Genomic DNA, 8,680 nt, shown 5'->3' with positions numbered 1-8,680 from the left:
GCCCCATCTACGACCCCATACCCTATTGCGCAGGTGCCCCATGACCGACCAGCAAGATCGCCCGGACAATCACGACGATTACGAAACCGACCACATCGAACACACCTCCTCCGGCACCGGCCTGGCACTGCCCGGGCAAAACCTGCCGGACAAGGTCTACATCATCCCGATCCACAACCGTCCGTTCTTCCCGGCTCAGGTCCTGCCGGTCATCGTCAATGAAGAGCCGTGGGCCGAAACCCTCGAACTGGTCAGCAAATCCGAACACCACTCCCTGGCCCTGTTCTTCATGGACACGCCCCAGGAAGACCCGCGCCATTTCGACACCGGCGCTCTCCCCGAATACGGCACGCTGGTCAAGGTTCACCACGCCAGCCGCGAAAACGGCAAACTGCAATTCGTCGCCCAGGGCCTGAGCCGCGTGCGCATCAAGACCTGGCTCAAACACCATCGCCCGCCGTACCTGGTCGAAGTCGAATACCCGCACCAGCCCACCGAGCCGACCGACGAGGTCAAGGCCTACGGCATGGCGCTGATCAATGCGATCAAGGAGCTGCTGCCGCTCAACCCGCTGTACAGCGAAGAGCTGAAGAACTACCTCAACCGCTTCAGCCCCAACGATCCGTCGCCGCTGACCGACTTCGCCGCCGCCCTGACCTCGGCGACCGGTCCCGAGCTGCAAGAAGTGCTCGACTGCGTGCCGATGCTCAAGCGCATGGAGAAAGTCCTGCCGATGCTGCGCAAGGAAGTCGAAGTAGCGCGTCTGCAAAAAGAGATTTCCGCTGAAGTTAACCGCAAGATCGGCGAGCATCAGCGTGAGTTTTTCCTCAAGGAACAGCTCAAGGTCATCCAGCAGGAACTCGGCCTGACCAAGGACGACCGCAGCGCCGACCTCGAACAGTTCCAGCAGCGTCTCGAAGGCAAAACCCTGCCGGCGCAGGTGCAGAAACGCCTCGAAGAAGAAACCCACAAACTGTCGATCCTCGAAACCGGCTCGCCGGAGTACGCGGTCACGCGCAATTATCTGGACTGGGCAACATCGGTGCCGTGGGGCGTGTACGGCGAGGACAAACTCGACCTCAAGCACGCGCGCAAAATCCTCGACAAGCATCACGCCGGTCTGGACGACATCAAGGATCGCATCCTCGAATTCCTCGCCGTTGGTGCCTATAAAGGCGAAATCAGCGGCTCGATCGTGTTGCTGGTCGGCCCGCCAGGCGTGGGTAAGACCAGCGTTGGCAAATCCATCGCCGAATCCCTCGGCCGGCCGTTCTACCGCTTCAGCGTCGGCGGCATGCGCGACGAAGCCGAGATCAAGGGCCACCGCCGCACCTACATCGGCGCGCAGCCGGGCAAACTGGTGCAGGCGTTGAAAGACGTCGAAGTGATGAACCCGGTGATCATGCTCGACGAGATCGACAAGATGGGCCAGAGCTACCAGGGCGACCCGGCCTCGGCGCTGCTGGAAACTCTCGATCCTGAGCAGAACGTCGAATTCCTCGACCACTACCTCGACCTGCGCATGGATCTGTCGAAGGTGCTGTTCGTCTGCACCGCCAACACCCTCGACTCGATCCCCGGCCCGTTGCTGGACCGGATGGAAGTGATTCGCCTGTCCGGCTACATCACCGAAGAAAAAGTTGCCATTGCCAAGCGTCACCTGTGGCCGAAACTGCTGGAAAAGGCCGGCGTATCAAAAGGCAGCCTGAGCATCAGCGACACAGCGCTCAAAGCCTTGATCGACGGCTATGCCCGTGAAGCCGGCGTGCGGCAGCTGGAAAAGCAGATGGGCAAACTGGTGCGCAAAGCGGTGATGAAGCTGATCGACGATCCGAAAGCGGTGATCAAACTCGGCCCGAAAGACCTCGAAGCCTCGCTGGGCCATCCTGTATTCCGCAATGAGCAAGTGCTGTCCGGCACCGGCGTGATTACCGGCCTGGCCTGGACCAGCATGGGCGGCGCGACCTTGCCGATCGAGGCCACGAGAATTCATACACTCAACCGCGGCTTCAAGCTCACTGGGCAACTGGGCGATGTGATGAAGGAATCGGCAGAGATCGCCTACAGCTACGTCAGCTCGCACCTCAAACAGTTTGGCGGTGATGCGAAGTTCTTCGACGAAGCCTTCGTCCACCTGCACGTGCCCGAAGGCGCAACGCCGAAGGACGGCCCGAGCGCCGGCGTAACCATGGCCAGCGCCCTGCTCTCCCTCGCGCGTAATCAGCCACCGAAAAAAGGCGTGGCGATGACCGGCGAACTGACCCTGACCGGGCATGTACTGCCAATCGGCGGCGTGCGCGAGAAAGTGATCGCAGCGCGGCGGCAGAAGATTTTCGAATTGATTCTGCCGGAGCCGAACCGGGGTAACTTTGAGGAATTGCCGGATTACCTGAAGGAAGGGATTACCGTGCACTTTGCCAAGCGGTTTGCGGATGTGGCGAAAGTGTTGTTCTAACGCGAGTTTAAGTGCTGCGGGGCGTACCGCAGCGCTTATATGAATCTGCTGTTAAAACCAGTCAGATCCAAGCATAGGAATCTAAAGTACTGTCAACTCTGACAGTACTTTTTTTCATGCGCACTACCCACACTGATTGTTCTATTTGTCGTCTACTCGTGAGTACCTGATGAACAATCACAACGCGCCTCATACCCGCTACATGCATAACCTTTGCGGACGCTTCGAAGCTTCATTCACCAGACCCGGCGATCCAGGCGAAGCACGCTATCCCTATCACTCGCAGACAGTGCACAACCGAATGGCCAGATCCCTTGAGTATCTGAACTTTGATAGCAACTCGGGCACGCAGCCATTACCCACGACAACCAGCGACCATCGAAGCATAGGCATTACGCTTAAATCAGAGATCGCATCGGGCACCTACGTATTTCCGCGGGACGCTTCAGTGGTCCAGGTAACCTATGGAGAATTTCAAAACTCCGACACCAATTTCAACTTCGTGGTTCACAAGGCGACCAAGGCTGAACTTGAGTTGAGCATTACTGAAGACGGGCGCCGTTACTCTGGTGAGCTCCGATTCGAAGTGCTGATCAACGGAGAAATCCTTGAAATCACGTCGCGCTTTGACGTTCTAGTGACCTTCAACAGCAGTCCGACAGTTTCAAGCAGCATGCAGCCTAAAAGAACTCCAGCAAGCACGAGATTGCAAAACCTGACCGGAGAATTCAACGCGACGTTTCCTGTTTCTGCGGAACCGGGCGAAACGTCATTTGCACGAGCTCCATTTCACTCTTCGGGCCTAAACTACACTGATGCATTTTTTCTGGAAGACATTAACTTCAACACCCAAAGCGGAACAGTTTACCAGGACACTTATATAACCAGTGATGCGCGCTCATTTTCAGTTCACTTGAAGAAAGAAATCACTTCTGGAACCTATCACTATCCAAGTGTGGGGAGCCCATTTACGCTGTTGCAATATAGCGAAATGCGCTACGTGGGCGATGGATATATAAATTGGAGCCTGGACATACTTGAAGCAACGCTTGAACTGGAAGTTACCGATGAACGTCGCTACCACGCGAAGACCTTGTTGGTAAAAGCCAAAACACCCAACGGGTTGATTTTGAACATCAACGCAGATTTCGATATTTACCTGGCCAAGGATTGACTGAGGCAACCCATATCTTCATCAGCAGAGACAGGCGATACCGTGCGTTTCGTTGAGAAGCTTGCGGACGTGAAGGTTCTCTTCTGATGATCATTGCTATACCGCCTTCGCGAGCAGGCTCGCTCCCACACGGTGATGCGGTGAATACAAAAAACTGTCGACACCGCTTATCCCTGTGGGAGCGAGCCTGCTCGCGAAGGCGTCAGCTCTTGCAACACCACTCTCCCTGACTGTCACACTTTGTCTCATCTTCAGTTATGCTCGCCGCTCGTCGTAACTGCCGGAGCTGCTGACCTTATGTCCCCCACTCGCCTGTTTCTCCCCCTCGCCCTTTCCTTGCTGGCGGCCTGCGCCACGCAACCGAAACACAACGTGACTGTGGAAAAACAAAGCGAATGCCCCGTGCGGCTCAACGTCGGGCAAAACCTGATCATCAGCCTGCCAAGCAACCCGACCACCGGCTACCGCTGGGCGATTCAGGATTCGGCTGGCGGCGTGTTGCGCGCGCTCAGCCCGGAGGTTTACAGCAATCCGGAAGATGCCGGCGTGGTGGGCGCAGCGGGGGTTTCGACCTGGCGCTTCCAGGCCTTCGCGGCCGGCACCGGGCGCTTGCGCCTGACCTCGCAACAACCGTGGGCTCCGGAAGTGCTGCCAGTGGAAACCTTTGACTGCGCCATTTCGGTGAACTGACGGCGGGAAACCGCGCTGGCCTCTTCGCGAGCAGCCTCGCTCCCACAGGACACCACGATACCCCTGTGGGAGCGAGCCTGCTCGCGAAAGCCATATCCCTGACGACGAGAAATTACACCCCTCTCGGTGCTTTATCAGACAACCCAAGCATCCCCGCGCCACTTTGGCTAAAATGCCGGCCTTTTCCACCGACACCGCCGGACGCCGCCGTGAGCAAAGAACCCGATCGCCTATTCGCCCAGCCTTTGGCCCAGGTGCCTGACTTCGCCTTCAATGAAGACGTGGTGCGGGTGTTCCCGGACATGATCAAGCGCTCGGTGCCGGGTTACCCGACCATCGTCGAAAACCTCGGCGTGCTCGCGGCGCAGTTCGCCCAGCCGAACAGCGTGCTCTACGACCTCGGTTCGTCGCTCGGCGCAGTCACGCAAGCCCTGCGCCGTCATGTGCGCACCGACGGCTGCCGGGTTATTGCTGTGGATAACTCGGCGGCGATGGTCGAGCGTTGCCGGGAATACCTCAACGGTCAGGATTCGATGTTTCAGGAATTGCTGCCGGTCGAGGTGATCGAAGGCGATATCCTCGCGCTGGAGTTTCAACCAGCCTCGGTGGTGGCGCTGAACTTCACCCTGCAATTCATCGCCCCGGACCAGCGCACCGCGTTGCTCTCGCGCATTCGCCAATCGTTGTTGCCCGGCGGCGCGCTGATTCTCTCGGAGAAGCTGCGCTTCAACGATGCCGAAGAGCACGCGCTGCTCACCGATCTGCACGTGGCGTTCAAACGCGCCAACGGCTACAGCGAACTGGAGATCGCCCAGAAGCGCAGCGCCATCGAAAACGTCATGAAGCCCGACAGCCTCGAAGAACACCGCGAACGCCTGCTGGCCGCCGGGTTCTCGAAAGTCGTGCCGTGGTTCCAGTGTCTTAACTTTGCCTCGTTGATTGCCTTGCCATGATTGATCTGTCCCCCCTCGCCCGCCGTCTGGCCGGTACACCGCTGGCCGAATGGGCCAGCACGCTGCAAGCGCAACTCGACAAGAAAATGGAGAAGGGCCACGGCGATCTGGAGCGCTGGCAAAGTGCGCTGGACGCCTTGCCGAAAATCCAGCCAAGCGAAGTCGACCTGCTCAACGGCCTGAAACTCGACACCGATTGCGACGACGACACCCGCGCGCAGATGCGCACCGCGCTGATGGGGCTGTCGCCGTGGCGCAAAGGGCCGTTCGATCTGTTCGGTGTGCATGTCGACACCGAATGGCGCTCGGACTGGAAGTGGTCGCGCGTCTCCCCGCACCTCGACCTGAAGGGCAAACGCATCCTCGATGTCGGCTGCGGCAACGGCTACTACATGTGGCGCATGCTAGGCGCCGGTGCCGACAGCGTGATCGGGGTCGACCCGAACTGGCTGTTCTTCTGCCAGTTCCAGGCGGTGCAGCGTTACTTGTCCGAGCCGAATGCCTGGCACCTGCCGTTTCCGTTTGAAGACCTGCCGCCGAATCTGGAAGGCTTTGACACGGTTTTTTCCATGGGCGTCTTCTATCACCGTCGCTCGCCGATCGAGCATTTGCTGGCGCTGAAGGATTGCCTGGTCAAGGGTGGGGAACTGGTGCTGGAAACCCTGGTGGTCGAAGGCGACAAGCACCAAGTGCTGGTGCCGGAAGATCGCTACGCGCAGATGCGCAACGTGTGGTTTTTGCCGTCGGTGCCGGCGCTGGAATTGTGGCTGCGCAGAGCCGGATTCAGCGATATTCGTTGTGTGGATGTCAGTACCACGACGGTGGAAGAACAACGCGGGACGGAGTGGATGAAGTATCAGTCGCTGAGCGATTTTCTGGATCCTGAGGATCACAGCAAAACCATTGAAGGGCTGCCGGCGCCGATGCGGGCGGTTATCGTCGCCAGGAAGTAAGCGTATTTTCCCATGACCGCGGTGGGCCTACCCCCTCACCCCAGCCCTCTCCCCAGGGAGAGGGAGCTGATTATTGAGCTTTTCAAAACTTGCGTCCGACTCGGTATTTCAGGTCGGCGGATTTGGTCCATCCAACTCGGTCGGTCCCCTCTCCCTCTGGGAGAGGGTTAGGGTGAGGGGCTTTTGGTGCGTCTGGCGCGGAAAAACTCGGTCAGCACCGCACCACATTCTTCAGCCAGCACCCCGCCCTCATACAACACCCGGTGATTCAAAAAGCCCTGGGTAAAAAACTGTCCCTGACTCTGCACAATCCCGGCCTTGGGTTCCAGCGCGCCGTACACCACCCGCGCCACCCGCGAATGCACGATCAGCCCGGCGCACATGCTGCACGGTTCCAGCGTCACATACAGCGTGCTGCCCGGCAGGCGATAGTTATCCACTGCCTGCGCGGCGGCGCGGATCGCGACCATTTCGGCGTGGGCACTCGGGTCGCTGGTGCTGATCGGGCAATTGAAGCCGCGACCGATGATCACGCCATCCTGCACCAGCACCGCGCCCACCGGCACCTCACCGAGGGCGGCGCCCTGTGCGGCGAGGGTCAGGGCTTCGCGCATGAAGTCGCGGTCGCGGCTGCGGTCGATGATCGCCGCCGGGCGGATCTGGCGCATCACTTCACCTCGATCGCGGCCATCAGGCCGGTTTCCATGTGGTCGATGACATGGCAGTGGAACATCCACACCCCCGGGTTATCCGCCACCAGCGCCACTTGCGCACGCTCGTTCTTGCCCAGCAGATAGGTGTCGGTGAAATACGGCACGACTTTGTGCCGGTTCGACGCGATCACCTTGAAGCTCATGCCGTGCAGGTGGATCGGGTGCTGGTACTGGGTCATGTTCTTCAGTTCGAAAATATAGCTCTGACCCAGTTTCAGGCTGGCAATCGGTCGGTCAGCACAGGTCTTGTCGGTGATGTCCCAGGCCTTGCCGTTGATCTGCCACAGGCTCGGCGGTTTGCCGTTTTCGGTGTTCACCGAGACCGAGCCGACCCATTCGAAATTGAAGTTGAGTTTCTCCGCATTGGCCAGATCCGGCTCGGCCACCGGGTTGGCCGGCAGGGCTTTCGGCCAATCCGTCGGCGCATCGGTGTTGGCGACTGAACGCAGCGTGCCAAGGCGCACCGGGCCGTTGCGCAGCGATAACTCTTCACCCGCCGCCGGCGCCTTGATCGCCAGGCAAATGCGCATGCCGGGGCCGAGCCAGTATTCCTTGCCCAACGGGCGGGGCTCGACCGGGTTGCCATCCAGCGCGTAGATCTTCGCTTCGACCCCAGGAATATTGATGCGATAGGTCAGGGTGTTGTCGAGGTTGAGCAAACGCACCCGGGTGATCTGCCCGGCCGGCAGATCAATCACCGGCAGCGGCACACCATTGATCGTCGACAGGCGCCCGGCGGTACCGCCACGGGCCGCTTCGCGGGGGATGCTGAACTCGACGAACTGGCCTTGCTCGTCGATGTGCCAGTTCTTCAGGCTCAGGGTTTTCTCATACTTGAACCCGGTCGGCTCGCGTTCTTCGATGATCAGCGGCCCGACCAGCCCGCGCCCCAGTTCCTCGCTGCTGCTGACATGCGGGTGATACCAGTAGCTGCCGGCGTCCGGCACGCGGAATTTGTAGTCGAAGTATTCGCCCGGCAATACCGGCAGTTGCGACACATAAGGCACGCCGTCCATTTCCAGCGGCAGGCGGATGCCGTGCCAGTGGATGGTGGTCGCCACCGGCAGGTGATTGATGAAACGCACCCGCAGCCATTCGCCCTGGCGCACGCGCAACTCGGTGCCCGGTGCCGACGGGCCGAACGCCCAGGCTTCGGTCTTGTGCCCCGGCACCAGCTCGACGTCGAGAGGCGCGGCGATCAGTTCATAGTCGTGGCCGGCCTCGGCGTCGGCCATCTTGCCCAGCCAGTAACGCGACGCGCCTCCCGCGCCCACGCCAACGACAACAAGACCGGCCAGGCCACCGAGGATTTGGCGACGGGTAAAGGACATGAACTCAACTACCTCACGTATCAGCGACAGACCCCGAGGGATCCGCAAAAAGGCGAATACGATACACCCGCAGTTGAGAAACAGTAAGGGCGACCTGCGGCCGCACGTCTTGTCGGCCTTATGCGCGCAGCCCGGTAATCAGGTGCAGCACACCGCCCTCAAGGCACATGACGCCCGACACGCCGGCGATATTCAGGGCCTGACGGTCGACACGGGCCTCGTCATGCAACGTCACGCGCACCCGGGTCAGCGCCAGCGGTTGCTGCGACTTGAGGTTATCCACACCGCCCAGCGCCGCAACAATCTCGGCGCTCAGGCCGGCAATCGGTTCGGCGACGGCTTTCACCTCATCCGGTACCAGATCCGGCGTCAGTGCTTTCCAGAATGCCTGCTGCAATTTGTCGAACATGT

Annotated in this window: 8 protein-coding genes; 5 read left to right on the top strand and 3 right to left on the bottom strand. The window is 59.8% G+C overall.

The genetic code is table 11. The annotated features are described in order from the left end of the window. Positions 1–40: 40 nt before the first annotated feature. From lon to cmoB, 5 genes are all read left to right on the top strand, one after another. Positions 41–2,455, top strand: a complete 2,415-nt coding sequence (lon, locus tag D8U61_RS03930) for an endopeptidase La (RefSeq protein WP_024014191.1) — start codon at positions 41–43, stop codon at positions 2,453–2,455. 169 nt (positions 2,456–2,624) lie between these two features. Continuing rightward, positions 2,625–3,629, top strand: coding sequence for a hypothetical protein (locus D8U61_RS03925; protein ID WP_125925670.1), 1,005 nt, complete (start codon positions 2,625–2,627; stop codon positions 3,627–3,629). Positions 3,630–3,926: 297 nt separating this feature from the next. After that, positions 3,927–4,319 (top strand): protease inhibitor I42 family protein, encoded by a 393-nt coding sequence (locus D8U61_RS03920; RefSeq protein ID WP_024014192.1) that lies wholly within the window; start codon positions 3,927–3,929, stop codon positions 4,317–4,319. A 209-nt stretch (positions 4,320–4,528) separates the two neighbouring features. Further along, complete coding sequence (cmoA, locus tag D8U61_RS03915; protein ID WP_016773355.1) at positions 4,529–5,272, top strand: carboxy-S-adenosyl-L-methionine synthase CmoA; 744 nt, start codon at positions 4,529–4,531, stop codon at positions 5,270–5,272. Beyond that, positions 5,269–6,225, top strand: a complete 957-nt coding sequence (gene cmoB, locus D8U61_RS03910; protein WP_125925671.1) for a tRNA 5-methoxyuridine(34)/uridine 5-oxyacetic acid(34) synthase CmoB — start codon at positions 5,269–5,271, stop codon at positions 6,223–6,225. The genes cmoA and cmoB overlap by 4 nt, the downstream gene beginning before the upstream one ends. 167 nt (positions 6,226–6,392) lie before the next feature. Here the strand turns inward: cmoB and tadA are convergent, their stop codons facing one another. The 3 genes from tadA to D8U61_RS03895 all read right to left on the bottom strand — a co-directional run bounded on the left by tadA (position 6,393) and on the right by D8U61_RS03895 (position 8,678). After that, a complete protein-coding gene (tadA, locus tag D8U61_RS03905) occupies positions 6,393–6,893 on the bottom strand; it encodes a tRNA adenosine(34) deaminase TadA (protein ID WP_125925672.1) in 501 nt (166 codons plus the stop codon). Next, positions 6,893–8,269, bottom strand: coding sequence for a multicopper oxidase family protein (locus D8U61_RS03900; protein WP_071173477.1), 1,377 nt, complete (start codon positions 8,267–8,269; stop codon positions 6,893–6,895). The genes tadA and D8U61_RS03900 overlap by 1 nt, the downstream gene beginning before the upstream one ends. Before the next feature lie 118 nt (positions 8,270–8,387). Further along, positions 8,388–8,678 carry a PTS transporter subunit EIIB gene (locus D8U61_RS03895; protein WP_130926444.1) on the bottom strand — a complete coding sequence of 97 codons (291 nt, stop codon included), beginning with the start codon at positions 8,676–8,678 and terminating at the stop codon, positions 8,388–8,390. Positions 8,679–8,680 lie beyond the last annotated feature (2 nt).

Origin of the sequence: Pseudomonas sp. Sample_14 (assembly GCF_004307515.1) — a bacterium.
GTDB lineage: Bacteria > Pseudomonadota > Gammaproteobacteria > Pseudomonadales > Pseudomonadaceae > Aquipseudomonas > Aquipseudomonas atacamensis.
This window is presented reverse-complemented; position numbering and strand designations above follow the sequence as displayed.

What these genes read in the sequence shown, in the direction of transcription:
- D8U61_RS03920 (WP_024014192.1), top strand. Translation starts at nt 3,927, where the DNA reads ATGTCCCCCACTCGCCTGTTTCTCCCCCTCGCCCTTTCCTTGCTGGCG.
- lon (WP_024014191.1), top strand. Translation starts at nt 41, where the DNA reads ATGACCGACCAGCAAGATCGCCCGGACAATCACGACGATTACGAAACC.
- tadA (WP_125925672.1), bottom strand. Translation starts at nt 6,893, where the DNA reads ATGCGCCAGATCCGCCCGGCGGCGATCATCGACCGCAGCCGCGACCGC.
- cmoB (WP_125925671.1), top strand. Translation starts at nt 5,269, where the DNA reads ATGATTGATCTGTCCCCCCTCGCCCGCCGTCTGGCCGGTACACCGCTG.
- D8U61_RS03900 (WP_071173477.1), bottom strand. Translation starts at nt 8,269, where the DNA reads ATGTCCTTTACCCGTCGCCAAATCCTCGGTGGCCTGGCCGGTCTTGTT.
- D8U61_RS03895 (WP_130926444.1), bottom strand. Translation starts at nt 8,678, where the DNA reads ATGTTCGACAAATTGCAGCAGGCATTCTGGAAAGCACTGACGCCGGAT.
- D8U61_RS03925 (WP_125925670.1), top strand. Translation starts at nt 2,625, where the DNA reads ATGAACAATCACAACGCGCCTCATACCCGCTACATGCATAACCTTTGC.